This is a genomic window from Paenibacillus sp. 4624, assembly GCF_050435065.1.
Taxonomy (GTDB): Bacteria; Bacillota; Bacilli; order Paenibacillales; family Paenibacillaceae; genus Paenibacillus; species Paenibacillus amylolyticus_D.
Map to the genome: position 1 here is coordinate 1 of NZ_JBNDJR010000023.1, position 26,717 is coordinate 26,717.

The 26,717-nt window shown below is 45.4% G+C and carries 26 protein-coding genes, 1 tRNA gene and 1 riboswitch; of the genes, 16 read left to right on the top strand and 11 right to left on the bottom strand.

All coding sequences use genetic code 11. From position 1 onward, the window contains the following. Positions 1-419: 419 nt before the first annotated feature. The 6 genes from guaB to ABIE27_RS29810 all read left to right on the top strand — a co-directional run bounded on the left by guaB (position 420) and on the right by ABIE27_RS29810 (position 7,215). Positions 420-1,877: an IMP dehydrogenase gene (gene guaB, locus ABIE27_RS29785; RefSeq protein ID WP_090924897.1), complete on the top strand. Its 1,458-nt coding sequence runs from the start codon at positions 420-422 to the stop codon at positions 1,875-1,877. 435 nt (positions 1,878-2,312) lie between these two features. After that, complete coding sequence (locus tag ABIE27_RS29790) at positions 2,313-3,689, top strand: D-alanyl-D-alanine carboxypeptidase family protein (RefSeq protein ID WP_429352159.1); 1,377 nt, start codon at positions 2,313-2,315, stop codon at positions 3,687-3,689. 182 nt (positions 3,690-3,871) lie between these two features. Continuing rightward, complete coding sequence (gene pdxS, locus ABIE27_RS29795; protein WP_024628815.1) at positions 3,872-4,753, top strand: pyridoxal 5'-phosphate synthase lyase subunit PdxS; 882 nt, start codon at positions 3,872-3,874, stop codon at positions 4,751-4,753. An 18-nt stretch (positions 4,754-4,771) separates the two neighbouring features. Continuing rightward, positions 4,772-5,362: a pyridoxal 5'-phosphate synthase glutaminase subunit PdxT gene (gene pdxT / locus ABIE27_RS29800; protein WP_429352152.1), complete on the top strand. Its 591-nt coding sequence runs from the start codon at positions 4,772-4,774 to the stop codon at positions 5,360-5,362. Between the two features lie 278 nt (positions 5,363-5,640). Then, positions 5,641-6,924: a serine--tRNA ligase gene (gene serS, locus ABIE27_RS29805; RefSeq protein WP_429352153.1), complete on the top strand. Its 1,284-nt coding sequence runs from the start codon at positions 5,641-5,643 to the stop codon at positions 6,922-6,924. Positions 6,925-7,126: 202 nt separating this feature from the next. Next, a tRNA-Ser gene (locus tag ABIE27_RS29810) sits at positions 7,127-7,215 on the top strand. A gap of 192 nt (positions 7,216-7,407) precedes the next feature. Here ABIE27_RS29810 and ABIE27_RS29815 read toward each other — a convergent pair. After that, positions 7,408-7,755, bottom strand: coding sequence for a hypothetical protein (locus ABIE27_RS29815; protein WP_123067171.1), 348 nt, complete (start codon positions 7,753-7,755; stop codon positions 7,408-7,410). 158 nt (positions 7,756-7,913) lie between these two features. On the opposite strand from ABIE27_RS29815, the gene ABIE27_RS29820 reads away from it, so the two are divergent. From ABIE27_RS29820 to ABIE27_RS29835, 4 genes are all read left to right on the top strand, one after another. Then, positions 7,914-8,255 (top strand): hypothetical protein, encoded by a 342-nt coding sequence (locus tag ABIE27_RS29820; protein ID WP_123067170.1) that lies wholly within the window; start codon positions 7,914-7,916, stop codon positions 8,253-8,255. Between the two features lie 25 nt (positions 8,256-8,280). Next, positions 8,281-8,457 (top strand): hypothetical protein, encoded by a 177-nt coding sequence (locus tag ABIE27_RS29825; RefSeq protein ID WP_192895168.1) that lies wholly within the window; start codon positions 8,281-8,283, stop codon positions 8,455-8,457. Between the two features lie 22 nt (positions 8,458-8,479). Then, positions 8,480-8,632 carry a small acid-soluble spore protein P gene (locus tag ABIE27_RS29830; RefSeq protein WP_123067169.1) on the top strand — a complete coding sequence of 51 codons (153 nt, stop codon included), beginning with the start codon at positions 8,480-8,482 and terminating at the stop codon, positions 8,630-8,632. Positions 8,633-8,907: 275 nt separating this feature from the next. Continuing rightward, entirely contained in the window at positions 8,908-10,002 is a 1,095-nt protein-coding gene (locus ABIE27_RS29835; RefSeq protein WP_429352154.1) for a hypothetical protein, read from the top strand. Positions 10,003-10,173: 171 nt separating this feature from the next. Here the strand turns inward: ABIE27_RS29835 and ABIE27_RS29840 are convergent, their stop codons facing one another. Both ABIE27_RS29840 and tadA read right to left on the bottom strand, forming a co-directional pair. Beyond that, a complete protein-coding gene (locus tag ABIE27_RS29840) occupies positions 10,174-10,746 on the bottom strand; it encodes a GNAT family N-acetyltransferase (protein WP_429352155.1) in 573 nt (190 codons plus the stop codon). 33 nt (positions 10,747-10,779) lie between these two features. Next, positions 10,780-11,280, bottom strand: coding sequence for a tRNA adenosine(34) deaminase TadA (tadA, locus tag ABIE27_RS29845; protein WP_123067166.1), 501 nt, complete (start codon positions 11,278-11,280; stop codon positions 10,780-10,782). A 322-nt stretch (positions 11,281-11,602) separates the two neighbouring features. Here tadA and ABIE27_RS29850 point away from each other — a divergent pair, with 322 nt between their 5' ends. Together ABIE27_RS29850 and rluF are read left to right on the top strand one after the other, a co-directional pair. Beyond that, positions 11,603-13,942 carry an ATP-binding protein gene (locus ABIE27_RS29850; protein WP_123067165.1) on the top strand — a complete coding sequence of 780 codons (2,340 nt, stop codon included), beginning with the start codon at positions 11,603-11,605 and terminating at the stop codon, positions 13,940-13,942. 18 nt (positions 13,943-13,960) lie between these two features. Continuing rightward, positions 13,961-14,662 carry a 23S rRNA pseudouridine(2604) synthase RluF gene (gene rluF / locus ABIE27_RS29855; protein ID WP_123067164.1) on the top strand — a complete coding sequence of 234 codons (702 nt, stop codon included), beginning with the start codon at positions 13,961-13,963 and terminating at the stop codon, positions 14,660-14,662. A 201-nt stretch (positions 14,663-14,863) separates the two neighbouring features. Here rluF and motB read toward each other — a convergent pair whose 3' ends face one another. Both motB and motA read right to left on the bottom strand, forming a co-directional pair. After that, a complete protein-coding gene (gene motB / locus ABIE27_RS29860) occupies positions 14,864-15,682 on the bottom strand; it encodes a flagellar motor protein MotB (protein ID WP_123067163.1) in 819 nt (272 codons plus the stop codon). Continuing rightward, on the bottom strand, positions 15,669-16,469 hold the full coding sequence (motA, locus tag ABIE27_RS29865; protein ID WP_123067162.1) for a flagellar motor stator protein MotA: 801 nt from the start codon (positions 16,467-16,469) through the stop codon (positions 15,669-15,671). Before motA ends, motB begins: the two co-directional genes overlap by 14 nt. A 235-nt stretch (positions 16,470-16,704) precedes the next feature. Between motA and ABIE27_RS29870 the strand changes: the two genes are divergently transcribed. After that, positions 16,705-16,998, top strand: coding sequence for a hypothetical protein (locus ABIE27_RS29870; protein ID WP_090924883.1), 294 nt, complete (start codon positions 16,705-16,707; stop codon positions 16,996-16,998). A gap of 214 nt (positions 16,999-17,212) precedes the next feature. Then, entirely contained in the window at positions 17,213-17,506 is a 294-nt protein-coding gene (locus ABIE27_RS29875; protein WP_123067161.1) for a 4a-hydroxytetrahydrobiopterin dehydratase, read from the top strand. 122 nt (positions 17,507-17,628) lie between these two features. Here the strand turns inward: ABIE27_RS29875 and ABIE27_RS29880 are convergent, their stop codons facing one another. The 5 genes from ABIE27_RS29880 to ABIE27_RS29900 all read right to left on the bottom strand — a co-directional run bounded on the left by ABIE27_RS29880 (position 17,629) and on the right by ABIE27_RS29900 (position 22,755). Next, complete coding sequence (locus tag ABIE27_RS29880; RefSeq protein ID WP_110899512.1) at positions 17,629-17,985, bottom strand: c-type cytochrome; 357 nt, start codon at positions 17,983-17,985, stop codon at positions 17,629-17,631. Between the two features lie 151 nt (positions 17,986-18,136). Next, the gene (locus ABIE27_RS29885) at positions 18,137-18,631 is read right to left on the bottom strand and encodes a GNAT family N-acetyltransferase (RefSeq protein ID WP_123067160.1); all 495 of its coding nucleotides are present in this window, start codon (positions 18,629-18,631) and stop codon (positions 18,137-18,139) included. A 362-nt stretch (positions 18,632-18,993) separates the two neighbouring features. After that, on the bottom strand, positions 18,994-19,464 hold the full coding sequence (locus tag ABIE27_RS29890; protein WP_123067159.1) for a C40 family peptidase: 471 nt from the start codon (positions 19,462-19,464) through the stop codon (positions 18,994-18,996). A 3-nt stretch (positions 19,465-19,467) separates the two neighbouring features. Continuing rightward, a riboswitch (cyclic di-AMP (ydaO/yuaA leader) is annotated at positions 19,468-19,605 on the bottom strand. A gap of 293 nt (positions 19,606-19,898) precedes the next feature. Then, a complete protein-coding gene (locus ABIE27_RS29895) occupies positions 19,899-20,753 on the bottom strand; it encodes a hypothetical protein (protein WP_151458127.1) in 855 nt (284 codons plus the stop codon). 10 nt (positions 20,754-20,763) lie between these two features. Further along, entirely contained in the window at positions 20,764-22,755 is a 1,992-nt protein-coding gene (locus tag ABIE27_RS29900; RefSeq protein WP_123067157.1) for a M1 family metallopeptidase, read from the bottom strand. Between the two features lie 101 nt (positions 22,756-22,856). Here ABIE27_RS29900 and ABIE27_RS29905 point away from each other — a divergent pair, with 101 nt between their 5' ends. Beyond that, the gene (locus ABIE27_RS29905) at positions 22,857-23,360 is read left to right on the top strand and encodes a YwhD family protein (protein WP_123067156.1); all 504 of its coding nucleotides are present in this window, start codon (positions 22,857-22,859) and stop codon (positions 23,358-23,360) included. A gap of 190 nt (positions 23,361-23,550) precedes the next feature. On the opposite strand, the gene ABIE27_RS29910 is transcribed toward ABIE27_RS29905, so the two are convergent. Beyond that, entirely contained in the window at positions 23,551-25,629 is a 2,079-nt protein-coding gene (locus tag ABIE27_RS29910) for a transglycosylase domain-containing protein (RefSeq protein ID WP_123067155.1), read from the bottom strand. Between the two features lie 259 nt (positions 25,630-25,888). Here ABIE27_RS29910 and speE point away from each other — a divergent pair, with 259 nt between their 5' ends. Further along, entirely contained in the window at positions 25,889-26,716 is an 828-nt protein-coding gene (gene speE / locus ABIE27_RS29915; RefSeq protein WP_123067154.1) for a polyamine aminopropyltransferase, read from the top strand. The last annotated feature ends 1 nt before the right edge of the window (position 26,717 follow it).

Genomic DNA, 26,717 nt, shown 5'->3' on the forward strand with positions numbered 1-26,717 from the left:
CTAGCGCCGATGGTACTTGGACCGCAGGGTCCTGGGAGAGTAGGACGCCGCCAAGCAAAGAACCACTGCCGATGATGTTCGGTGGTGGTTTTTATATTTTTAATAAATTAGTGAAGAACATAAAAACCTTCAATCAAGGAATACTTAAACTACATTAACAAAAAAAGCAGGCGTACCGATCTAAATGAAAGGGCGCTTTTTTGTTATATTATCAAGACTTGTCCACGTAAGGAACACAGTTGTGTACAAGGGGAAGCACAACTAATTGTTCCAAGGAGTTTCCCTTGACATTCTAAATATCGCTTTGCTAAGATGGACAATAATATATTTTCAGAAAACGAATTTTCGGCATACAATACAGCCTGGAATCTTCGGGTTTTGGTCGGTAAAGCTGAGCAAACTTAAGGAGGAACACTTGCGTGTGGGAAGATAAATTTGGTAAGGAAGGCTTCACCTTTGATGATGTATTGCTAGTGCCACGGAAATCCGAGACACTGCCTAAAGAAGTAGACGTATCCGTTCGTTTGAGCGATAACGTCAAATTGAACATTCCTCTGATTAGTGCAGGGATGGATACTGTTACTGAAGCGACATTGGCGATTGCGATTGCGCGTGAAGGCGGTATTGGTATTATTCATAAAAATATGTCTGTCGAGCAACAAGCTGAAGAAGTGGATCGGGTTAAACGCTCGGAGAGCGGTGTTATCACCAATCCTTTCTCACTCACAGCTGAACATCTGGTATCTGATGCTGAGGCAGTTATGGCAAAATACCGGATTTCTGGTGTGCCTATCGTTGAAGGAGATCAGAAGCTCGTAGGGATTCTGACAAACCGTGACTTGCGATTTATCCATGATTTCAACATCAAGATTAGTGAAGTCATGACCCGTGAGAATTTGGTTACAGCTCCTGTCGGTACAACACTGCAAGAGGCAGAAGGCATCTTACAGAAGCATAAAATTGAAAAACTCCCATTGGTGGACGAGTCCAACACATTGAAGGGACTTATCACGATTAAAGATATCGAGAAGGCAATTCAGTTCCCGCAAGCTGCGAAGGATGCGCAAGGTCGTCTTTTAGTTGGTGCAGCCATTGGCATCTCGAAAGATACTTTTGAACGTGCAGACGCTCTGGTCAAAGCGGGAGTCGATCTGATTACAGTGGATTCAGCTCACGGTCATCATATTAACATTATTGAAGCGGTTCGCAAGCTGCGCGAACGTTTCCCTGAGCTCACCATCATTGCAGGCAACGTTGCCACAGGTGAAGCCACACGTGATCTGATTGAAGCAGGGGCTTCCGTTGTTAAAGTAGGGATCGGACCTGGTTCCATCTGTACAACTCGTGTTATCGCAGGTATTGGTGTCCCTCAAGTTACAGCAGTATATGATTGTGCAAGCGTGGCGCGTGAATACGGCGTACCTATTATTGCTGACGGCGGTATTAAATACTCTGGCGAGATCACCAAAGCTCTTGCTGCGGGTGCTCATGCCGTAATGCTGGGAAGCCTGTTTGCAGGAACAGCAGAGAGTCCAGGAGAAACGGAAATTTTCCAAGGACGCAGTTATAAAGTATATCGTGGTATGGGTTCGATGGCTGCAATGAAACAAGGCAGTAAAGACCGTTACTTCCAGGATGATGACAAAAAACTGGTTCCTGAAGGCATTGAGGGCCGCGTAGCTTACAAAGGTCCTTTGTCTGATACCATTCATCAGTTGATCGGTGGATTGCGTTCGGGTATGGGATACTGTGGAACGAGCAATCTGGATCAATTGCGGAATGACACAAGTTTTATCCGTATTACAGGCGCTGGTCTTCGTGAGAGCCACCCGCATGATGTACAGATTACGAAAGAAGCACCTAACTACTCGTTGTAATCCGAAGAGAGTTAATGATTTCCAAGGCAAGCTCGGCGATTTTCGCCGGGCTTGTCTTTTTTTGCGGATACCCCTGTGATAGAATAGAACAAGCGGTGGCCGTCCAAGGATGGATCTGGGCGTTGCGGCGATTTTTTGACGTGATCCATGAACTTTTTTATACGATTCAAGGTAAGCTTGTTATGACTTATCCTACTAGAGAATGTTTATTATGTTTTACATAAGATAAGCATTCAGCAAGATGCGAGCGAAGTGACATTTGATCTGAACATTAGAGCAACGAACTTGCTCATTTCGATATAGCGCATTCAGCAGAGAACCACATATCCATTGACACATTGACGGGGATTTATGAAAATAGCAGCTTGAGCTGCACTGAGGCATCATTCAGAAGCTTCAGATCGAAGGGAGTATTCATCATTGAAAGTCAAACACATGAATAAAAAGAAACGTCAGATCCTCAAAAAGAGCGTAGCCTCTGTTATGCTCATTAACATGCTATGCATGTCCGCAGTGATGCCTGTTATGGCAGCAGCAAGCGATTCTGGTCAGGTTTTGACCGCGGCAGCTACAACAACGAAAACGCCGGCAAAGGCCGTCAGTATCCCTTCAGTAGACTCGCTTGGTCTTGATGTAAGATCAGCAGTCCTGATGGAAGCTTCCACAGGCCAGATTTTACTGTCAGTTGATGCGGATAAGGCAATGCCGCCAGCGAGTATGACGAAGATGATGACAGAGTATATTGTTGCAGAACAGGTGAAACAGGGGAAGTTTGGCTGGGATACAGTAGTCACGGTGGGTAAGAACGCAGCTAAAAGTATCGGATCACGCATTTTCCTGGCCGAAGGTGACCAGCATACGGTTAAAGACCTGTATATCGCCATGGCTGTTGGATCGGCCAATGATGCGACAGTTGCCTTGGCTGAATATGTTGCGGGTTCGGAAGCCGAATTTGTGAAATTGATGAATGAAGAAGCGAAACGGATGGGTATGAAGGATACCCATTTCATAAACTCTACTGGTCTTGATCGTGCAGACATGCCAGCTGAATTCCGTCCAGCAGAAGACAAGGAAACGGTAATGTCCGCTTTAGACGCTGCTATTTTGTGCAGATATATCGTCAGAGATCATCCCGACTACAAAGATTTTACAACGATTCAATCCTACAAGTTCCGTCCTAATGACAAAGCACCTATTATCAACTATAACTGGATGCTGGAAGCGAATAAAAATATAACCAACTTCAAAAGCTACGCTTACGAAGGTCTGGATGGGATGAAAACAGGCCATACGAGCAATGCAGGCAATAACTTTACGGGTACGGCTGAACGTAACGGCATGCGTTTGATCAGCGTGGTGATGGGCACGGATTCCGAATCGGCACGTTTTAGAGAAACGAAAAAAGTGCTGGACTATGGCTTTGATAATTTTGAAGTGAAACAGGCTGTTGCAGGAAAAAGTAAAGTGACTGGCTGGGAAACGGTACCTCTGAAAAAAGGGAAAGAGACGACAGTTCCTGTCGTAACTGATAATGCAGTGAGTTTTGTTGTGCCTAAAGGAACTCAAAACCTGAATGTGACATTCAAAGCAAGTGTAACGCAAGCGGATAAACTGGTCGCACCAATCAAAGCGGGTACTAAGGTTGGTACGGTTACTTACACCTATAAAGCAGAGGGAATGGAACCTCAGGAAAAAACGGTAAACCTGATTACAGCCGAAGAAGCTGAGAAGGGCGGTTGGTTCCGCCTATTCTTCCGTGCAATCAAAGACTTCTTCGTGGATCTGTTTGATGGAATCAAAAACTTGTTTTAATCGAAAAATACAAACTAATACTGCATGAGTGGATTGTATATTTGCGCTTTTTCCGGTAAAATATCAAGTTAGAATTCTACGTATTACAGTATAAAAGTCTAAGGTTCTTTCATCTGAATAGAAGCGTTGTTATGCTTATTGAAAAATGGGAGACAACACATACACTACGGGGGGCTTGGAATATGGAAACGGGAACATCACGCGTTAAAAGAGGTATGGCTGAAATGCAAAAAGGCGGCGTAATCATGGATGTCATGAACGCTGAGCAAGCGAAAATTGCGGAAGCAGCAGGTGCAACAGCGGTAATGGCACTTGAGCGTGTTCCTTCCGATATTCGCGCAGCAGGCGGAGTGGCTCGTATGGCTGATCCAACGATTGTGGAAGAAGTAATGAAGGTTGTGACGATCCCTGTTATGGCCAAAGCACGTATTGGTCACTATGTAGAAGCTAAAGTACTTGAGTCATTGGGTGTGGATTACCTGGATGAGAGTGAAGTACTGACTCCTGCGGATGAAGTATTCCATATTGATAAACATGAGTTTACTGTACCGTTTGTATGTGGAGCGAAAGACTTGGGTGAAGCACTTCGCCGGATCGGTGAAGGAGCATCTATGATCCGTACAAAAGGTGAGCCGGGAACTGGTAACATTGTTGAGGCGGTACGTCATATGCGTTTCATCAACGGCCAAATTCGAAAAGTAACCAATATGTCAAAAGACGAGCTGTATGCTGAAGCTAAAAACCTGGGCGTTGCCTATGAGCTTTTGCTTGATGTGCATGAGAACGGGAAATTGCCAGTGGTTAACTTTGCAGCAGGCGGCGTAGCCACTCCAGCAGATGCTGCACTTATGATGCACCTTGGAGCAGACGGCGTATTTGTAGGTTCCGGTATTTTCAAATCGGACAGCCCGGAGAAGTTCGCACGTGCAATCGTTGAAGCAACAACACATTATACCGATTATAAATTGATTGCCGAAGTTTCCAAAAACCTCGGAGCACCAATGAAAGGCATCGAAATTTCCAAACTCGCACCTTCCGAGCGCATGCAGGATCGCGGCTGGTAAGAGAAGGGGAATTCAGACATGAAGATAGGCGTCTTGGCACTTCAGGGTGCTGTTACAGAACATATGCGCAGTATTGAACGTGCTGGAGCTGAAGGCGTAGCCATTAAGCAGGTTCAGCAGTTAGAGGAGCTGGATGGCTTGATTCTGCCGGGTGGAGAGAGCACAACCATCGGAAAGCTCATGCGCAAGTATGGGTTCATGGAAGCCATTCGCGCCTTCGCCGCAGCTGGAAAGCCGGTATTCGGTACCTGTGCAGGTCTGATTGTTATGGCCAAGCATATTCAAGGTCAAGAAGAAGCCCATCTCGAGCTTATGGATATGACCGTTTCCCGTAATGCATTTGGGAGACAGAAAGAGAGCTTTGAGACAGACCTGCCTGTAAAAGGGATTGAAGAGACGGTACGGGCTGTATTTATACGTGCTCCGTTAATTGAGAGCGTTGGCGAACAGGTCGAGGTTCTTTCTACGTATAAAGATGAGATTGTGACAGCACGCCAGGGTCATTTACTGGCTTGTTCCTACCATCCGGAGTTGACGGATGACTACCGTCTACATGCTTACTTTGTAGACATGGCAAGGACATATAAACAATCGGTAGAAGCAAAATAAAGTACGATGTACAACCTATGATCTCCCGGTCATCGGAGCACTCCTCAGTTGTCTGTTCTAGGCTGCTGTGGTAGCTGCATCTGGACGGATGCCTCATGTTGCTTGTAACTGCTGCATAGCGGAATCGCAGCGGAGGTGGCAACCGGGGACATAGGTTGTTTTTTCGGTTATTGGCACATTGTAGGTTATAATAGATATTATTGTGTTTTTAATTGAAAGTATCGAGAACGAGCCTGAGGTGAGGCTCTATAATGTAGGTTTATTAGGAGGGGTACGCAGTGCTTGATGTGAAAATATTGCGGAATGAATATGCACGTGTAGAAGAGGCATTAAATAATCGTGGCAAATCGCTCGATCTGATTGCTGGGTTTACGGAGCTCGATGCAAAGCGACGGGAATTGCTTCAGGAGAGTGAGAATCTGAAGAGCCGTCGTAACACCGTTTCCGCAGAAGTAGCTAGACTGAAGAAGAACCGTGAGAACGCCGATGATTTGATTGTCGAGATGCGTGAGGTCTCCGATCGAATCAAAGCGATGGATGAGGAAGTACGCGAGCTTGAGGTTAAAATTAACGACCTCACGATGGCGATTCCTAACATTCCAAATGAAAGTGTGCCTGTGGGTACATCCGAAGAGGATAATGTTGAAATTCGCCGTTGGGAAGAGCCCAATTCATTCTCTTTCACGCCCAAAGCGCACTGGGAGATTGCACAGGAGCTGGACATCCTTGATTTCGAAGCAGCAGCCAAAGTGACAGGTTCCCGTTTTACCTTTTATAAAGGACTTGGAGCGCGTCTGGAGCGTGCGCTGATTAACTTTATGATGGATTTGCACAGTGATCAGCACGGATACGAAGAAATTCTGCCCCCATATATCGTGAATCGGGACAGCTTGTTTGGAACAGGCCAGTTGCCGAAGTTCGAGGAAGATCTGTTCAAGCTTAGAGATACCGAGTATTATCTAATCCCAACAGCAGAAGTACCTGTAACGAACTACCACCGTGAAGAGATTTTGAATGCCGATGATCTGCCGAAGCATTTTGTCGCGTATAGTTCCTGTTTTCGCTCAGAGGCTGGTTCGGCTGGACGGGATACTCGCGGCTTGATCCGTCAGCATCAGTTCAACAAGGTGGAGTTGCTCAAGCTATCTTCACCAGAGACATCGTATGATGAGCTGGAGAAAATGACACAAAACGCAGAGCGTGTACTGCAACTTCTAGGCTTGCCTTACCGCGTGTTGACGCTCTGTACGGCTGATATGGGTTTCACTTCGGCTAAAACATATGATATTGAAGTGTGGCTGCCTGAGAGCAACACCTACCGTGAGATTTCATCATGCTCTAACTGCGAAGACTTCCAGGCACGTCGTGCCAATATCCGTTTCCGCAGAGAGCCTAAGGCAAAACCTGAATTCGTACACACACTTAACGGTTCTGGACTGGCAGTAGGACGTACGGTAGCAGCCATTCTGGAGAACTACCAGCAGGAAGACGGTACAGTAGTCATTCCTGAAGCATTGCGTTCTTATATGGGCGGAATTGAAGTCATTGCTCGCCGTAAATAGTGTGATGTTTGAGATAGCATAATGAACAAATCATCTTAACTCCATTCGCCATTTGAGGATGGCGGGTGGGATGGATGATGTGTTAAAGTGCTGTAGGTTGTTAAAATCCGGTTTTAGCATAAAATTTAAATAAAAAAAACTTGCATTCAATCATTAATCTATGGTATGATAATTTTCGTGGCAAGTTTATAAAATATTTTTTGGAGAGGTACCGAAGCGGTCATAACGGGGCGGTCTTGAAAACCGTTAGGGTGCAAGCCCACGTGGGTTCGAATCCCACCCTCTCCGCCATAACTTTCAAATGACACGCCGTATAAGGCTTTACGGCGCTTATGATTGAAACGTACTAGACTGTTGAACAGCGGTCTGGTGCGTTTTTTTGTGTTCGTGACCGTTAGAGATAAATCTAACGGGAGGACTCGTAGGCGCATGTTATAAAGATAATAAAAGGCATACCTAGAAAGGTATGCCTTTTAACGAAACCTATGTAGTTTTGGCTTGCTTTTTAGACACTGCTATTTTCTTCTGCAACTCTTTATGTGCAGCAAAACTCATAATAAGGAAGATTAGGTTAACGACCGCAAGGACCGAATAGCCCGGTTCATATGTTATTGCTAATAACAAAGCTATCACTTCTACTATGACTAGAATTGAAAAGGTTGTGAATGGTAGCGTGAAAATAAAAGCCCATGCAATGAACTGAACGAAGATTAGTCCTCCGCTTAAAATACGTCTAGTCTCTCCATCATAATCTAAAGGTTGTGTTGTCAAAAACTTAAAGAATATGAATACAAGCCAAAATGCGAAGATGATACCTGTGGCAACTCTCAATAGATGATTCCCCCCTAACTCTACAATAATGAAATGATTGTACCATGCACAATTAAATTTGTAATCATTTTTCAATGAAATTTATGGGATATGGGTAGAGTTATTCATGCATAAAAACAACGTCTTCTCCGCACGTTATAGAAGTGGAGGTGGTAAAGATGAACCGCGAACTAAACATTGATCAGAACGAACTTGTAGGTGCTTGGCAGGAGCGTTTGCCTCAAGTCTTGAATGTGGGTGACCAGGCACAGGTTATGGCAGACGAAGCAGATCATCAGGCGATTCGAATACACATTGCAACAGCAGGCCACGAAATGTACTCTTTTGATTTTAAATGCCACTATGTTGATTCCCGTGAGGTCAGTGTAGAGCTAGTTGACGTGGAACGAGATGGACGGGCAACGGATGAGCGTACAGAGCCGATTCAGGAACTTGCGCATGATTACACTCGGCACATTCACGAGTGTGCTCAGTCACTGCAATCGATAACGAAATCTTAACACGAACCAAAAGGGGTCGAATGGAATGACTAAAGCCAAATCAGACGTGGATAAAAACCTGCAAAATGTTGTTGAAGATCTCGAACAGACTGTAGTTAACAGCCATCATGCGCAGCAACTACAGCAAGATTCCAATGATCGCCGCCATCAGGATGCATTAAATCATGACAAAACGGAAGATAGAGATCCATCTCATTCCTAACTTATGATGAGGAGGCACTTATATGAGTAAACCAAAAGCAATTCCTGTACCCGAAGCTCAGGATAACCATCAGCAACGTCATTCATCCAAGCGTTCTTCCATGCAGGAACCATTGTCTGGCTCTAAAAAAGTGAAGAATCAGAACCATGTGGATCATCTAAATCCGGAGGGGTAACCTGTAATGTAATGTTATCGTGCATAAAATAAGTATGAAACATAAAAAAATCACTTCATTTCAAAAGTCCCTTGTTACCTAACAGGGGGCTTTTGCGTATTCATACATATGGAAAGACTAGCAGTCAGATCATCCCGTACCTGACATAGGTCTTTCTAGCCATTTTAAAGAGGAAAAATCACAATTTTCCCAAATTAGGTTTCAGTATCGGTCGAGATGGTATATCATTGGTATTGAATTATTTTTTTGGGGTTATCACGAGAGGAGAGAAACAAATGACTAAACGCATGGGGGCGCTTCTTCTTACGTTGTTGTTAACCGTATCTTTGGCTTTAACAGCATGTAGTAGCAAGCAAGAACCAAAAGAGGCATTGAAGACAGCTGCAGCAAATGCTTCTAAATTAACTTCGTACGAAATGAGTTCCAACTTTACGATTAATGAGTTGAGCTATAAACCTGGTGATGCATCGCAGACAGATCCAAGCATCACCCAGTTTATGAGCATGCTGAAAGACGCACAACTGAATGTCACAGGTGTATACCAAAGCGAGCCAATGCAGACAGAGATGACCGTTGGCATCGAGCTTAAAGGCGATATGGGGATGACTTTTAACATTCCTATGGTGATGACGAAAGAGAAATTGTATGTAAAAGTTCCAAACATCCCATTCTTCCCGATTCCGGAAAATATGGTGAACAAATTTATTGAATTTGACTTGAAAAAATTGGCGGAGCAAGAGGGTACTGAATTTAACCCTGATGCACTGGACGCTGCCAAAACACAAAAGCTGAGCAACGAAATCATGGATGCGGTACTGGGTGAGTATGATGAAGCCAAGTTCTTCAAAAACCTCGATACCAAAGATGCAAAGTTGCCTGAAGGTGTAGATGCGAAGCAGGTCGTACAGTTCACTGTAAACAATGACAATGTGAAAGAAGCTGTTACTGTACTGGTAACCAAAGCGCTTCCTAAAGTGATGGATATTGTCTCCAAAGAAGAGTACAGAGATATGTTGCAACTGAGCCAAGCAGATATCGACAAAGCCAAAGAAGATTTGAAAATCTCTGAAACAGATCAAGCTGAAATGGCTAAAGATCTGGATAAATTGAAAGACGTTCTGACAATCAACACATTCAACATCGATTTTGCGTTGGATAAAAACGACTTCCCAGTTTATCAAAAAATGGTCGCTGACATGCTGATCAAACCGGAAGATACCAAAGACGAAATGAAATTGGCCTTCACTGGTTCGAACACATACACTAAGATTAACGAAAAGCCTGAATTCAAAATCAACATCCCGACGGGTGACGATGTAATTACAATGGAAGAGTTTGAGCAACTGATGAACTCCTCTTACGGATATTAAGATCTAAACCTGATCTATGAATAAAACCCGCCTGATACTCAAGCAGAGAATGCTCTTTTCCTGCTAGTATCCAGGCGGGTTTTATTTGTATAAATACCGTACTACTGAGGTTCATAAGGAATGGTGTGGTGTTTATTATTTAGAACAATAACTGAGGCAAGGCAAATGGGCTTAGCGCTGCGATTCATCGTGCAAATCTTCGGCAAGCACAGCGTAGATTTGATGATCCTGGTAGATTCCATTAATTTTCAAATATTTACGAGCGATCCCTTCAGGCTGGAATCCGTTTTTCTCCAGTACCCGCTTAGAACCTCCGTTTGATGGCAGTACAGCGGCCTGCACCCGATTTAACTTCAGAGCACGAAACCCGTAGGCTACAGCCAGCTTCACCGCTGCAGTCATTCGGCCACCGCCTTGATAGTCCGGATGGATGAAGTAACCCATATCTGCATAGTTAGCAACGCCGAGTACGACATTGTTCAGACTAACCTGCCCGATGAGAAGGTCATCCTTAATCGCGAAGATGCCAAACTGGTAACCGGTACCCTCGTCAGCGGCTCGCATGCGATCCTCAATCCTCCGGGTTTGAGCTTCAAGTGTGTAAAAATCATTTTCGCGAACCGGTTCAACCGCTTGGTAAGGGATGCGGGTAAGTTCAATCAGTTCAAGATAGGTTTGTGCATCTTGGGTGGTGATTAAACGAAGACTTATGCCATGAGCTGTATCATATAGTGTGAGTGCCATTGTAGTAAACATCCTTTCTTATACTTTTTTTTATTATTTTTTACGTAAACGTCTAAAAAATTGCGTCAGCATGGAAGAACACTCCGGCCGGAGAACATCAGGGATAACCTCGGTTCTATGGTTGAAGCGTGGTTCTTGGAGTAAATTCATTAGTGTCCCTGCACAGCCTGCTTTGGGATCAGCGGTACCGAAGATCACGCGTGGAACTCTGGATTGCACAATCGCACCGGCACACATTGGACAAGGCTCAAGAGTAACGTACAGTGAACAGTCAAGTAAGCGCCAAGCTCCAATAACCGCACTTGCCTCACGAATGGCTACCATCTCCGCATGGGCAGTAGAATCGAGCGTGGTTTCCCGCAGATTATACCCACGACCGATAATCTCATTGTTACGTACAATTACGGCTCCGATGGGTACCTCACCAAGTGCCTCTGCTTTGTGGGCTTCTGCAATAGCCTGCCTCATCCAATATTCATGCAGTTCTTCCTCAGTCAATGCCGTAAAATCAGGCTGGTGAAAATCATCATTCATAGGTGTAAAACTCCCTTCATTAACGTTTATTCAGCGAACAGACATTCGGGTTGTTAACACGTTGTGTACAGAAATGTGGATAACTATTAGTTAATCACATAGTTATGAACATACTATCCACAACCCTGTGGATTTGTGGACAAATTAAGTGATACATTTCATGTAAAAGTGAACAAACAACAATATTCGATCTATTTAGCCAGAGTGGTAACTTTCGGGCAAAGGGCGATTATCCTTTTCAAATAGTCATACAAGCGTTATGATGGGTATAGGTTTTGCCATATATCGCCAGAGGGCATAAGCCGAGAGGTGAAGAACAAATTTGTCTATTAAAACGAAATTATCCATGATTATGTCGTGCTCGGTGCTTGTTATTTTGGTATTAAATATCGCACTGAGTTATTATACTACAGAAGAGAATCTGAGGCAGGATAGTGAGAACAAGATGGTACTCACAGCGAAGCAAATCGCAATTTCTGTCGAACAGAATCAGTACAGTGCAGATTATGTAAAAAGACAGATCGGAAACAATCTGTGGCTTGCTTCTATTATGGCAGCAGAAGAATTAGATCCAGACATCAAGAACATTACCAATGAAGAACTGGTTCGTTTGAGTAAAAAAGTAGGTGTATCTCATATCTCACTCCTGGAACAGACAGATGATGACATCGTGGTTAACCGGTCCTCTGATCCAAGGGAGATTGGGCTCTCCACGAAATCAATGACGTACTGGTATCAGGCGTTTAAGCAGTTATTTGAGAAGCATCAGGTAACAATTCCCGAAGGGCAGAAGCTGGATCATTTCTGGTCAGATGGTTTCGAGTATTCGACCTCCAGTCCTACAGATATTGATATCTGGGGTTATTACCATGATGGAAAGAGAAATTACATAATCAACCCCTTCTATAATAATACTGAAGTAGATGACTATGTGAAGATCTCTAGCCCGGATGAAATCTTAACTAAAATCCGTGAAGTCAATCCCTCCATTTTGGAGATTACAGGTATTAATCCATTGACGTTTGCGAGCCCGGATATGAGCGATGATGGAAGAGATATCAACTTTAGCAAACTGAACAACAGACCGATCCGTTTTGGTACATATCAGTATGGCTCGGTAGATGAAGACCATCGTGCTGTGGTACGAGCTGTTCGCACAGGGCAGAATGTGTCCTTTGTGAGCGAAACACATGATCAGAAGGTTTTGAAAAGTTTTATTCCAATTTTCACACCGAATGAATCTTCCTATGTGATCAGTATTGTCATGGATTACAAACAAATATCCTCGATGGTATCTGAACAATTGGTCAGCCATGCTTCGATATCTCTGGTTTTGCTGGAGATTGTGATCTTTGGCAGTTACTTGCTTGCTGGTTACATTACACGTCCCATCCAATCAATCTTGGGTAAGGTGAATGATGTGGCGGATGGGCATTTTGATTTCCGTCTGAAGATTAAGCGCAAGGATGAGCTGGGACAGCTTGCCAACCGGATTAATGCGATGATTCGCAATCTCGGTCACTATACAAGTCGTCTGAAACAGATGTATGAAGAGAACCGGGCAGTGAAGGAGCATCTGGAGTCTATCATTAATCAAACAGCAGATGCAATTCATATAACAGACCTTGAAGGAAAAGTGCTACGGGTTAACCGTGCATTTGAGCAATTATATGGTTTCCGCAGCCGTGAGGTGCAAGGACGCTTGCTGAAGATTATTCCTCCTGAGGCGGAAGAGGAAATGAAGCAACAGCATGCACAGCTTATTGAAGGCATGTCGATTACATCTAACGAAACGATCTGGATGAAAAAAGACGGAACCCGTGTTGAAGTCAGTGTGAGTACAGCACCTGTACGCGACGAAGCTGGTGAGATTACAGCGCTCATCAGTGTCTCAAGAGATATTACAAGCCGTAATCGAATGGAAGAGCTACTTAGACGGTCGGAGAAACTGACGACAGTTGGACAGCTGGCCGCCGGAGTAGCCCATGAGATCCGTAATCCACTGACGACACTGCGTGGTTTCTTGCAGTTGCAACAGGAAAGCAACAAGCTAAACCATCGTCATCTCGATCTGATGTTATCCGAGTTAGACCGAATCAACTTAATTGTTGGAGAGTTTCTGATCTTGGCCAAGCCGCAAGCGGTTCATTTTCAAGAACGAGATATTCGTTTCATTCTTGGAGATGTTATTTCACTGCTGGATAGTCAGGCTCATCTGCACGGGGTTGAGTTTGTCCTGCATGCATCATCAGATTCAGCTATGGTACACTGTGAAGAGAATCAGTTAAAGCAAGTATTCATCAATGTCCTCAAAAACGGTATGGAAGCTATGCCGAATGGAGGAAGCATCCATATCAAGCTGAAGGTTAATGAGCAGGCCAACCGGGTTAGAATTGAAATTAAGGATGAAGGCATCGGCATCCCAGAAGAAATGATGCCAAAGCTTGGGGAGCCGTTCTTCACGAATAAAGAATCCGGCACAGGACTCGGCCTCATGGTAAGTCAGCGCATTATTCAATCCCATAAGGGCATGATGGATATTAAGAGTGTTATGAATAGGGGAACCACTGTCATTATTGAACTGCCGGCTTCTGAAGTGCAGACACAGTTACAGGAGGCAGATCCATCAGCGGAAGAACAACAACCAGATGAAGAGAACTAGATGAGGTGAGATGACCTTTTGCGTATTAATAAGTTTATTAGTGAGACAGGTTATTGCTCCCGCCGAGCAGCCGACAAATTGATTGAAAGTGGTCAGGTGACCATTAATGGCATCAAGGCGGAACTCGGCAGTCAAGCAGAAGAAGGCGATGATGTTCGAATTAACGGGAAGCCGATTAGCGAGAAGAAAAAGCATGTGTACATCGCGCTGAACAAACCCGTGGGAATCACAAGTACAACAGAGCAACATATTCAGGGAAATATCGTTGATTTTGTAAATCATCATGAACGAATCTTCCCGATCGGACGTCTAGACAAGGATTCGGAAGGTTTGATTCTGATGACGAATGATGGGGATATCGTGAATCGGATTTTGAGAGCAGAAAATCGTCATGAAAAGGAATATATTGTGACGGTGGATCGCACCATCACACCGAGCTTCCTTAAGGGAATGAGTACGGGTGTTAAAATTCTAGGGGAAATGACGTTGCCTTGCACCGTAACTAGAATGACAGACCGTGTGTTCCGTATTATTCTGACGGAAGGCAAGAACCGTCAGATCCGGCGGATGTGCAGTGCATTCGGATATGAGGTTCGCAAGCTGAAACGGATTCGTATCATGAACATTCATCTTGGAGAGCAAGCAACAGGAACATGGCGGGAGCTTACATCTGCTGAAAAAGCAGAACTGGGCAGTTTACTGGACTATTCGCTGGAATAAGGGATGCTGAGTATGAATGGGGCAAAGGCTTGCCTTAGCGTTGGCGTGAATGAAAAGCATTGTTTCCTTGTAAGAGGAGGCAATGCTTTTTTAGTTTAAATACAGAAGGATACCCGTATGCCCGCGTCTCAAAAAAGAGAAAAACCGCTCTCCTTCAGTTTCATGGAGAACGGTCTTACACTCATTCCGTGCTGAGGACTGCTAGTTGCCGCCACTCACGGATTTTACATTCGTATTGTTACTTTGATACTTCCGGATAATCGACACTTCTACACGCCGATTCTGTGCTCTTCCGATGTTTGTATCATTGCTGGCGATTGGATGATACTCCCCGTATCCGCTAGGTGTGAACTTGGAAGGATCAAGCTGAGGATTCAGCAACAGGATTTTCAGAAAGTTCAGAGCACGATCTGCACTCAAATCCCAGTTATCCTTATATTGGTTATTGGAAATGGGAACATTATCTGTATGACCGGATACGACAACTTCGTACTCAGGGAACTCTTGCAGCATGCTGGAGATCGCCTTGGCCAGTGAACGTGATTCAGGCTTCACGTCTGCTCGCCCAGAGGAGAACAGCGCTTTATCACTGATGGTGATCTTGAGCTCAGACTGGTTAAGCTTCGTGTTTAGCTGGTCTGATAGTCCATTATGAGCAATATACTTGTCGAGTCGCTTCTTGAGCTTCTCTAGATCTTCCTGTTCTTTTTGGGCCATCTGGGCATCTGTAATCTGCGCAGGAGTTTTCTTTGTGATTTCCTTCGGTATATCCTTGTTTTTGCCTAGATCTGTGCTGGAGTCTGTTGGATTCATTGAAGAGTGATCCAGAACGCCGGACCCTCCGTTGAGTGCACTGCTTAGTGCGGAGGCCATTTGCTCGAATTTGGCTGCATCCAGTGAACTCATAGAGAACAGGGTGATAAACAAGGCGAGCAACAAGGTCATTAAGTCGGAATAGGGAAGCAACCAACTCTCATCGATATGCTCTTCGTGCGGTTCGTGTTTTTTACCCTTTTTCACCTGATGATCCCTCCTTCTCCTCCAGTTGTTTACGTTCGGAAGGTGTCAGGAATACAGATAACTTTTGGTTGATGGCAATAGTAGATACGCCAGATTGAATCGACAAGAGTCCTTCAACCATCATCAACTTGATCTCCATCTCTTTTTTGGACATCCGCTTCAGCTTGTTGGACATCGGGTGCCACAACACGTAACCACTGAAGATACCAAGAAGGGTTGCAATAAATGCCGCTGCAATCGCATGAGAGAGCTTCTCCATGTCACTAAGGTCGGCGAGTGCCGCAATCAGACCTACAACGGCCCCGAGAACCCCGAGTGTTGGTGCATACATCCCCGCTTGAGCGAAGATCAGTGCGCCGCCGCGATGTCGTTCTTCGGTTGCATGAATATCTTCCATCAGTACATCACTGACGAATTCCTGATCGTTACCGTCAATAATCATCCGCATGCCGCTGCGAAGGAACTGATCATCGATCTCTTCTACTTTTGATTCCAGAGCGAGCAAACCTTCACGACGGGTAGTGGAAGCCCAGTCCATAAATGTGCCAATCAGAGAAACGCGGTCAATCAGTTGTTGCTTTTTGAAAAGGATACCGAATAACTTCGGAATCTTCTTAACTTCAGACATAGGAAACGCCATAAAGATGGTTCCTGCCGTACCAACGAAGATAATAACGTATGCTGCCGGGTTATTAACGAGGTTGACCAGCGGAGCACCCTTCAGAAACATACCAAGTACAAGGGAGACTAAACCTAAAACTAGTCCGATAATCGTTGAAATTTCCATCATACACCTCATCCATGAGATAAAATTGAATCCTTTCAAGCGGCAGAATTCGGGCTTCCGGACGAACATTGTGCCGCAATCCGTTGCATGTTTGGCAACCTCCATGGTTGCTGAAAACGAATGAAACGGTCATGTATAGTATTTATCGACCAGAGGGGCTTTTTTTTTAAGGGTTATTTTCAGGTATAATAAGATCAAATCCGCCTTTTACAAGGTGAGTGGGAGTGAAAAGTCAATGGGCGTAAAGCATGGACGTGATTATGAAGGAATATTGACAGATTTAACGGTGGCTATTGGACGCATCCCGGATCGCTATGTTTTCTTTGAAATGGATGCAGAAGAGTGGGGGAGACTAGGGGAGCCGGAACAGCTGGAGGTGGACGAAGCGCTGGCTGAGGATTTGTTCTACGCGCTTGGAGAGGAATCCGTCATTCCGGTTGGAAGCGGTGTGGTGATCCATGATAAAGACCAACACCGGATTCATATTTTGATCGGAGAAGAAGAGCTAACCTTTGTACCTCTAATTTAAAAAAAATGTAGCGACGATAAAACCTTGCGCTTCAAGGCACTGAGCCGTCTGTTCTATGGATTTTGGTGCTTTGACGTGGTAAGATGATACTCATGAAAAAGGCGCCGCTGGGCGGTGGCCTGCCTTTAAGGCTGTATGGGCAGCATGCAAAGGTGCCGATGGTCATGTGGATGTAAGTCCGCGATGTCTCATCATATGGGGAGGAAGATAACGCATGGTTTTTACGCAAGAGGAAGTCGAAGCTCATCTGGGAAGGCTGGAAGGCTGGGAACTGGAAGAGGGACGGTGGATTGTCCGCAAATTTGTGTTTTCTAACTATATGAAAGGGATTGCTTTTGTAGATGAAGTCGCTGCGATTTCGGAAGCATTCAATCATCACCCTTTTATTACTATTGATTATACAACGGTTACATTGCGTCTTACGTCTTGGGATGAAGGCGGCATTACATCGGTAGACATCAAAGAAGCTGAGCAGTACAACGAAGCTTTTGAGAAAATGAGAACGTAATAATCTGCTGCAACGTCGTCTGCAGGATGATGTTTGTAATGCATACCAAAAGAGGCTTTTGTCTCCCCAACGGGAGGACAAGAGCCTCTTTGATACATTGGATACCTTACGCGCAGAAATGCTTATTTCTTCTCTGCAAGCCACATTGCAATGTGGGCGATTTCCTCGTCTTGCAGTCTGCCTTTGAATGAAGGCATGCCGCCTTTACCTTTGACAATGGTGGAATAGATTTTCTCCACATCGTCCTTACTGCCAATGTTTGCAAGAGCTGGGCCTACGCCACCTTGAAGCTGATCACCGTGACAGGAGATACAATTGGCTTTCACTAGTGTCTCAGCCTGTCCAGCGTCCATAGCTACTTCAGGCATGGTTGGTTTGGCTTCCTGAGCCACTTCTTCTTTGCCTGGAAGCGTAAACATTAAAACAATAGCTAAAGCACATGCTGCAAAAAATACCCCGCTCATGATCCATTTGTGCATCCCTTATGTCCCCTCCAGAATGAAAGATCATCTAACTCAAACTATCCCTATCATTATAACGGAAGCTGTCGCTACATCATAGCATTTTGTGGTAATTTTTTAAACTAATCACAAAAGAGAGACAAATTGAAGCCGATTAATCGGGGGTTTACTATCTTGGGCCTTCATACACCATGCAATGGAAGGGCTTTAAACCACTTGGGGTTTGACGCTCATATGTATCCTGAATGACGAATCCGCTCTTTAGATATACCTGAATGGCGCGGTTATTCCAAGTCAAAACTTCAAGATCAATCTCATTGGATGGATTCCGGCGGATGGCCTCTTGTACGATCGCAGTAACGAATGCTTTGCCGTGACCTTGACCACAGAGATCAGGGTGCATCCCTAGACCAATACGTGTGACATGCTGGAGCGGAAAATATTGTGCGAATCCATAAACCTGTTCATGTTGATCCAGGATAATGGCATATTGTTCTTGTCTGAGCTGCGCATCGCCAAACTCGACTTCTAGTGCTTTCATTTGTTCCCAAGGCAGCCAGCTGTAGATATTGTATGGCGGATCATATTGCCAGCTACATATGAGTTCAGCTTGATCCTCCTGCATAGGCACCACATGAAACGTCAAAGGGGCTTCATTCTTCATATAACAGTGCATGCTCCTTTCTCCGTTACCCGTTCTTTGTTCACTCTACAAAAGAGCTGTTCATTTGGCAAGTCTGCCAATGGTCAGAAAAAAATTGAAACAAAAGTCTGGATCATTCCGTTTATATTATAACGGTCTGGGTAAAAACATGATAAGGGCACGGACAAACGAAAGAAGACGAATCTGTTGGTTCACATATACACCATGACTTACAGCATGAGGAACCACACAGATTCAGAATGCATTAAAAAAACCGCCGGATACATTCCTGCGGAGAATGTACCGGGCGGTTCTGTTTATACTTCGTATTTCGTTACAGTATAGTTACATGGTTCCAACATCATGTTGATTACAGCTTGTACCTATTCAAGGGCCAGTGACTCATAATCGTCCGTGCTCATGATCCGTTTAGCGCCAACGTAGCGGTTAGCCCAGTAGTTCTCACTCAAAGAGCTGATCGTTACACCTTTGGAAGAAGAAGAATGTGCAAACTTGCCACTTCCTACAAAAATGCCTACGTGTGATACACCTTTACCGGTTGTGTTGAAGAACACCAGATCTCCAGGTCTCATCTCCATGCGAGATACGGAATCCCCCATGTCGTATTGGGAGCTAGATTGACGAGCCAAATCAATACCTAATTTGTCGAATACATACCGTGTGAATCCGGAGCAGTCAAAACCGTCAAGCGTTGTTCCTCCGCTTTTGTATGTAGTTCCCATTGCTGAATCGATAACTTTATCCATCTTAGAATCTGCAAATGCGCTGCCTGCTCCAAGTGATAATGCAAATGTGATACTAAGTACTGCTGCGGTCAGTTTCTTCTTAAACAAGTGATATACCCCTTCCAACGCCTGCGAGGTTAGCTTAAGGATTCGGTTGAAGGTCCCCTATGATCCCTCTGTTTCAAGATCAATTCACCCATAACTGGTTCCCCCGCTTCCCAGGTGCCAGGAATTTGGCTATGCTAGTTATGCACCTGAAAAATGAAAAGAAAATTTAATTTTAAGGATTTAATTTTAAGTTGTTACAAATAAGAATTTAAAGATTACAAAGTTGTTACTAAAAACTCACTGCGCTTATTGTACCAGAGGCTTAGTGCTTTGGCAACGTTTAGCAGTAAAATTAGCAAAAAAAACCTCGACCTTTGACGGGGAAAGGTCGAGGTTTGCGTATTTATACGCAATAACGAATGAAATGTTTCACATGAGATGGTAACATTTTTTTATTTTTGAAAGCGATCTCAGCTTGTGTGTAACATCTTAGTTCAACGTATATGATTTTCATTTCGGGTGGATGTGGACTGCCATAAACGGAAATGACTACATACTTTCCACATACTAAGTACGCTTCGGGCAAGCGGGTACGATTGCTGCAGGATCAGTCCGGATAGTCCTGTCAGGAACCATGAGGCAGAAGTGAATGCACCAAAGACAAACAAATGAACAACTCCCAACACCACCGTAATGCCGATGACAGCGAAGATGCGGCGTACAGCAATCCATAGTCCCTTGAGCGTTCCGTGGATTCGCCCTTCTGCTTCCGGGTCAGAAATGCCAAACTGCATGTAGAGCACTGCATGGTGTACAACCCAGCCATAGATAACCCAGCCTACTGCATACGGAAGACCGGGAAGTAATAAATGGAGAGAATGGAAGCTGTCCATTATTGTAGAATACAATTTGGGTAGGAGCCAGTACGCAGGCAAGAACATGAGAACGGTGCGTATGGTGTGCAGCAGCAGCATCGGTTTCCATAACTTTTTGATGCCCCGAACAAAAGGAATGCGTTCTTCTGTAGAATGATAATGTTGCAGGGAGTAGAGCAACCCAGCCTGAATAAGTGGACTGATCAGCAGGCGAAGCAATAACATGCCACCCAGAATCCACAGATAGCGCTGGACCTCCGGACCAGACAGGCTGAGCTGGCTTTCCATTTTGAATAAAAGTGTGCTTAGCTCGCCGACATCATCCGTTGGATAACGTAGCAATAGAGGAACGACGGCGGATTGAACCAATCGATAGATGAAGTAACCCCAAATTAATTGATAGATAAACAAGAGTGCCGCAATAAACATATGCTGACGGACGAGAAACCAACCTTCACGAATTTTTGCTTTCACTGTCTCCACCTCACCATGACAGACCTCCGAATACGGCTTCAATTAGTTTCGTAGCACTCATGTTCCAGCGGGATTTGACTTGCTCGTCCAGTCCGGTTCTCAGGAAATTGTTCATATGGCGATTTTCGAGCACGATGTCATACAAAGGGTCGGTCATGGCCCAGGTGACAGGAGATGTATACGTGAGCTTGTAGGTGATGCGCTCCTCGCGGCCATCCCAGTGTTTGGTTACGGTATGGCCGTCCTCAAACGCAATCCGAACAGGGACCTTGGGGAAGTCACTCCCTTTTTTGGCAATGGTGACAGAGGACTCGTACATTTTTTTGCCGTCCTTCTCTATAGTAGAAACGTTGATCTTCTCCACAGCAAAATCGGCCATGCCATTGCGGTAGACGTACTGGTCAAAGTAATCCGCCCAGGAGGTGCGGGTGACTTGTTCAACCACCTTTTGAAAATCACCGGTTGCGGGATGTTTAAAACGATATTTTTTTACATACGTCGAAAGGATTCGTTCCATGGTCTTTGCTCCGACTTGCTGTTCAATGCCGAGCAGCACCAGTTTGCCCCTCGTGTATACGTTGGAAGCATATTGATTCTGCGAATCAAACTTCCACGAGGGCTGTGTCAGAGGAGCTGGAGATGTGATCAGACCTGATTGTACCGGCAGGTTCGGAATCAATCCGTATTCTTGCTCCATCAGCTTATCTTCTGCGTAAGAGGTGAACCCTTCATCCAGCCAGGCCTCCTCAAATTCATTGCTCGCAACCATACCGTAGAAGTATTGATGTCCAATTTCATGTACAATGGTGCGCTCCAGATCGTAACCGGGCGTTGTATCATCGGCTCCAAAAGCCGTAATGAGTGTCGGGTACTCCATACCGCCAGCGCCATTTGCAGCTTTTGGCGGGACAACGATAGATAAGGTGGCATAAGGATAAGGACCAAACCACTTGCTGTAGTTCGTTAATGCGGCTTTGGCAGCAAAGAGATAACGTTCCTTCAAATCTTGATGTGCGGGATCAAGGTAGAGTTTGATGCGTACGCCGGGTACGTTGGGGGCAGAAAAGGGTTCCTCCGCATACACAAAATCAGGTGATGCTGCCCAAGCGAAATCATGCACATCATCGGCATAAAATTGATATACCTTCTCACCGTTCTTCAAGGCCGCCTGCTGCGTTGGGAATCCAGTTGCTGCCACCTTGTATGTTTCGGGCACTCGAATACGCACACTGTAGATACCGAAGTCAGCATAGAACTCGGAGTTTCCGTGATACTGATGCAGGTTCCAGCCTTCTATGGTACGGCCCCGTCTTCCAACAGGCTCGTAAGCACTGAGTTTAGGGAACCACTGGCCTGCCATGACAAAATCATCCGTTTTGCCCATCCTTGCGAAAATTTTAGGCAAACTGACTTCAAACGTTGTGCGGATGGTGATGCTTTCACCACCCTTGACGGGTTTGGGCAGACGAACCTTGATCAGCGTTTTGTCTTTGATGTTCCCGTCATCCGGCTGTACATACTGCATCCGGTGTAGCAGAGAGAGCCCATCCTCCGTCTGCATGTCAGTAAATTTCATGGAGCCATAACCATCTGTGGGCATGACATCGCCGCGAAGCTTACCGCCCGATTCTTTCATAAATGTGGTATCCGCAGAGGAGAATGCATTAGGGTACATATGAAAATAAAGTTCGTTCACCGTTTTTTTGCCCGGATGAGTCCATGTTATGGTCTGTGTGCCTTGCAGTTTGTTCCCCTCGTTCAGCTTCACATCCATGTGGTATTCAACCACACGTTTGCTGTAGACCTCGGCTGTAGGAGATTGTACACTTTCCGGGGGAGCAGGGGCTCCTGTTTTGGCTGGAGGTTTGCCCGATTCTGGAGCGAGTACGGGTAACTCAGATGAAATGGAGCGATTGTAACCGAGTGTGATCCATACCCCTCCGGCAAACAGGCATAGGGCCAGGGATATTATGAGCCAGCTCTTGGCGCGTCGTGGAATCATCGTTAAATACCTCCCGTTGACAAGCATCTACAGCATGTATATGTTTGCAATGGGCCGATTATTAGTTAAAATATTTATATCAACTCTTGGAGGCTATGAACATGGACCAAAATGAGCAAAACGGCAAGAAACAGATTGCCTTGAATATCGTGAGTGCTAAAAGCAAACATAAAGGTTTCGGTGCAGGTTCCATTGACCTGAACAACCTTTCACCGGTCATCATTGATCAGGGCGAAGCCAAAATCGACGTTGGTGCCATGCACGCGAAGAGTAAAGTGGAACGAGGCATTAAATTTTCAACGAATCGAGAAGACGTTCCGAATGGACGTCAGGTATGGCTGGTATGGGTTGCTGTGGATCGTACAGAGCAAGGGCAGTTGTATGGCGGGGCAACGGCATGTGAGATGTGGATTGACACGGAAGCCAAACGGGGGTGGAAGCTGCTCGCAGATCACGTTAACCGGATGGATTATGCGATGAAACGCCGATTTATGCTGGATGAGCTGGGACCGGAAGACAAAGCGGCACTGAAGACTCTTCTGATCTCTCATAATGAAGAATGGTGGAATGCTTCCCCGGATGAATTGAAAGAGGCACTTGCCTGAGGATAAAAAAACAAAAGCAAGAAGCCTCGAACCGGAATATCCGGTTTCGGGGCTTCTTGCTTTATTTCTGTGATGAAGATGTAGCGAAGGCTCCATACAGTCATCTGCATATTTATGAAGACTCCATGAAAGAATGCAGTCTGTTAAATCGGCAATCTTCGTGACGCAATCAAGTCATTACGGATATGCGTCATTCTACCCACCAGCGTTTAAAATCACTCCACCAGGAATGCTTCTGCTCTTGGATTCCTTTTTGATTTTCTGCCGCACGTTCTTTTTCATCCTGTGAAGCATCCATTTTCTCCGCATCGCCAAGGCAGACCTCTGTAGGTTCTGTTCCTTGAATAAACACTTCCAGCCGCTTCTCCTCACAGCCATTGCCTGCAAGTTTCCCGGTCTCCGGATTAATGTATACACTCACAACCTGATCAGGTACGGAGAAGATTTTGGGTGGTACACTTGCAAGGGCTTGTTCCGTAAACTGAGCAAAGATCGGGGCTGCGCGGCGGCCATCAGATGTCGAGATCGCTTTGCCTTGATCATAGCCCACCCATACAGCGGTTGACAGCTCTGGGGTAAACCCAACCAACCAGGCATCCGTATTTGTTGTTCCTGTTTTGCCAGCTACCGGACGTTTGATGGTGGCGGATACCCGATTGCCTGTGCCTCCGTTCTCAAAGACACTCTCCATCAGACGTGTCAATACGTAGGCGGCTGCCGGTTCAACCACTGTTTCTGCTTTGGTCTGCGGAGATTCGTACAACACCCGTCCTGCCGCATCCGTCACTTGTAAAATAGCTACGGGTGGTGTCCGTTGTCCTCCGGCAGCAATAACGGAGAAGGCGGAGGCCATCTCGAGTGGGCTGACAGGTGAAGTACCCAGTGCCAGTGATGGCACAGGGCTCAGCTTGCTTGTGATACCCAGATTCTGAGCCATGCTTACGACCTTCTCAGGGCCAACCTTCATGATGGTGTTCACGGCATAGATATTATCGGACGCAGCAATGGCTTGGCGAAGATCAATCTCGCCCAGATATTTATCGCCGAAGTTGCCCGGTTTGTAGGTTTTGCGATCATTGTCATAATGGAACAGGGTAGGCTGACTGTTGAAAATGGATGCACTGGTAAGTTGCTTCGATTCGAGGGCAGCGAGATACATAATCGGCTTAAAGGCTGATCCCGGCTGGCGTGTTGTCGTCAGCACATGGTTGATCTGATTGGTACGATAGTTTTTGCCACCAACCATAGCTTTAATGTAACCGGTGCGCGGGTCAATGGACACGAGTGCCGTTTCCAGCTCGCTTTTCGCATCCATTCCTTTGGCAACCGCCATTTCCGCAGCCTTCTGCACACGTAAATCCAGTGTTGTGTAGATGTTCAGCCCGCCGTGATCCAGCATCGCTTCACTGATGCCGAGCTCCTTCACGGCGAGATTTCGGATATAGTCACGGAAATAAGGCGCGTTCTCTACCGTTTTGCGCTCGCTCTCCGGTTTAAATTTCAACATTTCTTCGTAGGCGGAGTCCGCTTGTTTTTGTGTAATCTTACCCGTTTCGATCATGGCTTTCAGCACGATCTTCTGTCGATCCTTGGCATTCTTCATATGATTGTAGGGGGAATAATAAGTCGGCCCCTTCGGAATACCCGCAAGCATAGCGCTCTCGGCCAGATCAAGTTTCTTTGCAGATTTGCCGAAATACATCTGGGCAGCCGCTTCAATGCCATAAGCACCGTGCCCGTAATAGATTTCATTCAGGTACATCTGCAAAATTTCATCTTTGCTATATTTCATCTCAAGCTGAGCGGTGTACATTGCTTCCTTGGCTTTGCGTGTCCAGGTTTTCTCATGGGATAGGTAGAGGTTACGCGCAAGCTGCTGTGTTAACGTACTGGCTCCCTGAGACATTCGCATATGCTGGATGTTGACAAGGACTGCTCTTCCCATGCCTTGAATGTCGAATCCGAAATGCTGCCTGAATTTACGATCCTCTACGGCTAGCGTAGCATTCACCAAATCAGGAGCAATATCCTGAAGTTGAACGGGAATCGAATCTTTGCCGCCAGCAGAGAAGGTGGCGATGACCTCACCCTGACTGTCGAGTAATCTGGAGTTGCGATCCGAGTCAGCCAGCGGCAGGCTGGTTGCGTATAGATATACCAGAATAGCAGCTGAGGCAATCAGGCCAAGCGCCATCAATATGGATACATATTTGATAAATTGGAGTACACGGAACCCGCGTTTGCGGGTCTTGACATTCGGCTTGTTCATGGAACGGGCTCCTCTCTTTTCTTTCCAGTATGGGACGGGAATAACCGGGATATTCAATTCGTCTGTGAAGTGCATAAATTATAAGTCAATTTCGGCCTGAAAACCGTTTTACAGTTGAATCATCTATCGCGTATAATGCAAAAGGGTAATGAAAAGGTAGGGTTCGGCACAACATACTACAGTGTGTTTGGGCGAACAGACCAGTGATTATGTATTTAAAGTGATCACTCATTACTTTTATAGAAAGAAGGTAACGATCATGGAATTGTGGTTTACAGAGAAGCAGACCCCTGTGTTCGGCATTACCGCAAAGATTAAACAGACTTACGTCACAGAACAAACGGATTTTCAAGACCTCGCAATGGTTGAAACTGAAGAGTTCGGTAACATGCTAGTATTGGACGGCATGGTGATGACGACGGTTAAGGACGAGTTTGTCTATCATGAGATGGCTGCACATCCGGCCTTGAACACTCACCCTAATCCGAAAAAAGTACTGGTGGTTGGCGGTGGTGATGGTGGTGTGATCCGTGAAGTCATCAAACATGCGTCTGTAGAAAAAGCGGTTCTCGTCGAAATTGACAGTAAAGTGATCGAATATTCCAAAACGTATCTACCTGAAATCGCTGGCAAGTTGGATGAGCCGAACGTTGAAGTGCTCGTTAACGATGGTTACATGCATATTATTGAACATAAAAATGAGTACGACGTCATTATCGTAGACTCTACAGAACCTGTAGGCCCAGCCGCTCCGCTCTTTGAGCGCGGTTTCTACCAGGGGATCTATGAAGCGCTCAAAGAAGACGGAATCTTCGTCGCCCAGACGGACAACCCTTGGTTCAAGGCAGACCTGATCCAGAAGGTGAACAAAGACGTCAAAGAAATCTTCCCGATCGTACATGTGTACGGCTGTAATATTCCAACCTACCCAAGTGGTCTATGGACATTTACTATGGGTAGCAAAACGCATAACCCACTTGCGGTGGACGAGACTCAAATCCCGGAGATGGATACGAAGTATTATTCTCCGCGTCTGCACAAAGCAGCATTTGTACTTCCAAAATTCGTGGAAGATTTAACGAAATAAA

Coding starts and splice junctions, on each gene's coding strand:
- ABIE27_RS29875 (WP_123067161.1), top strand. CDS start 17,213: ATGGTTTTTACGCAAGAGGAAGTCGAAGCTCATCTGGGAAGGCTGGAA.
- ABIE27_RS29840 (WP_429352155.1), bottom strand. CDS start 10,746: ATGGCACTCACACTATATGATACAGCTCATGGCATAAGTCTTCGTTTA.
- motA (WP_123067162.1), bottom strand. CDS start 16,469: ATGGAAATTTCAACGATTATCGGACTAGTTTTAGGTTTAGTCTCCCTT.
- ABIE27_RS29905 (WP_123067156.1), top strand. CDS start 22,857: ATGGACCAAAATGAGCAAAACGGCAAGAAACAGATTGCCTTGAATATC.
- pdxT (WP_429352152.1), top strand. CDS start 4,772: ATGAAGATAGGCGTCTTGGCACTTCAGGGTGCTGTTACAGAACATATG.
- pdxS (WP_024628815.1), top strand. CDS start 3,872: ATGGAAACGGGAACATCACGCGTTAAAAGAGGTATGGCTGAAATGCAA.
- speE (WP_123067154.1), top strand. CDS start 25,889: ATGGAATTGTGGTTTACAGAGAAGCAGACCCCTGTGTTCGGCATTACC.
- ABIE27_RS29880 (WP_110899512.1), bottom strand. CDS start 17,985: ATGCACAAATGGATCATGAGCGGGGTATTTTTTGCAGCATGTGCTTTA.
- ABIE27_RS29825 (WP_192895168.1), top strand. CDS start 8,281: ATGACTAAAGCCAAATCAGACGTGGATAAAAACCTGCAAAATGTTGTT.
- ABIE27_RS29900 (WP_123067157.1), bottom strand. CDS start 22,755: ATGATTCCACGACGCGCCAAGAGCTGGCTCATAATATCCCTGGCCCTA.
- ABIE27_RS29830 (WP_123067169.1), top strand. CDS start 8,480: ATGAGTAAACCAAAAGCAATTCCTGTACCCGAAGCTCAGGATAACCAT.
- ABIE27_RS29790 (WP_429352159.1), top strand. CDS start 2,313: ATGAATAAAAAGAAACGTCAGATCCTCAAAAAGAGCGTAGCCTCTGTT.
- ABIE27_RS29910 (WP_123067155.1), bottom strand. CDS start 25,629: ATGAACAAGCCGAATGTCAAGACCCGCAAACGCGGGTTCCGTGTACTC.
- tadA (WP_123067166.1), bottom strand. CDS start 11,280: ATGAATGATGATTTTCACCAGCCTGATTTTACGGCATTGACTGAGGAA.
- ABIE27_RS29885 (WP_123067160.1), bottom strand. CDS start 18,631: ATGAAGAATGAAGCCCCTTTGACGTTTCATGTGGTGCCTATGCAGGAG.
- ABIE27_RS29820 (WP_123067170.1), top strand. CDS start 7,914: ATGAACCGCGAACTAAACATTGATCAGAACGAACTTGTAGGTGCTTGG.
- ABIE27_RS29870 (WP_090924883.1), top strand. CDS start 16,705: ATGGGCGTAAAGCATGGACGTGATTATGAAGGAATATTGACAGATTTA.
- ABIE27_RS29835 (WP_429352154.1), top strand. CDS start 8,908: ATGACTAAACGCATGGGGGCGCTTCTTCTTACGTTGTTGTTAACCGTA.